The organism is Roseateles sp. P5_E11 (assembly GCF_054049355.1).
Map to the genome: position 1 here is coordinate 1 of NZ_JBFUMO010000995.1, position 1,242 is coordinate 1,242.

At 64.7% G+C, this 1,242-nt stretch carries 1 protein-coding gene; it reads right to left on the reverse strand.

Going from position 1 to position 1,242, the window contains the following annotated elements; genetic code table 11:
• Positions 1-954 (reverse strand): ligand-binding sensor domain-containing protein (locus tag ACXJKR_RS32815; RefSeq protein WP_457326426.1); only part of this gene is annotated, 954 nt, incomplete at its 3' end.
• Positions 955-1,242 lie beyond the last annotated feature (288 nt).

Below are 1,242 nucleotides of genomic sequence, written 5' to 3' on the forward strand. Positions count from 1 at the left end.
GGCCAGTCCATCGCCGGTTGCCACCCAGACGCTGCCGTCCGTCGTGGCCAGCACAGACTTCGTGCCGTCATTGGGCAGCCCTTGTTGCAAGGAGAGGGTGGTGACAGGCAGCTTTCGGAAGCGGTCTATTCCCTTCTCGCTGCCGAACCAGATGTTGCCCTCGCGGTCTTGGAAGAGACTGCAGGCGATGTTCCCGGAGAGGCCGTCTGCCCGGGTGAACGCGTCGGCCTGGCCCTCCTGCAAATGGAGGATCCCGTGGCCTTCGGTTCCGATCCAGAGTCCGCCATCGCGGTCCCGCAACAACTTGTTGGCCTTGACGTCGCGGTCAGCGAGCCACTCATCGGGCTTGGCAGCGCTTCGCATCGGAGCAGGCACCAACCTGTCGCCGTCGATGCGCTGGATTCCTGCGCCACGGATGCCAATCAGGAGCTGTCCATCGGCGGTCGTGCTCAGGTCGCCCACTCGCGCGCCTGGCGTCTCGAATCGTTGCGGCGTCCCGGGCTTCCATCGCCAGAGGCCCGAGTCCGCACCCACCCACAGCGCCCCGGATTTGTCTTCGGCCAGGCTCCAGACGAACTGGCCAAACCCGCCTTCGGGCATGGAACATTGGGCCTGACCTGCGCGGATGGCGCACAGCCGTCCCTGTTCGCCCAGCAGGCCGGCCCAGACCGTTCCGTCGCGGTCCTCGAACAACGACGTCACGAACCCGTTGGGGATCTGCGGATAACGGGTCAGCTCGATGCCATTCCAGCTGACCAGGCCATTGAAGGTGCCAATCCAGAGCGTGCCATCGCGGGAAACCAGCAGGGCGTAGGGATTGCTTGGCAGCGACTGGCCTCTCGGTGGTTGCCAGGGAACGAACCGAAGGCCGTCGAAGCGAAACATGCCAAATGACCCACCGACCCAGAGATAGCCGTCGGGGGTTTGTGCCATCGCAAAGACGAGGCCCAGCAAGGCGCCGTCCCGAGCAGTCCACGAGGTGTGCGCGTACTGGGATACCTGCAGGGGAGGATCGAGCGCGAGGGCAGGGGATGGCGAGGTGAGCAGAGCCGAAGCCAGGAGCAGACCCGGCAGGAGGTGTCTCTGACTCTGGCCTTCCAGTTGCCCCACTGAATTCCTTTGCCTTCGCTTGCCGCTGGCAGCAAGTGAGCAGCGTATCGCGAAAGGGTCGCTGCAGGGCGGTTCAGAACGTCATTGCCGATCGGAAAGCACCGAAGACGGCCGCAGCCGCAAGAGGCACAC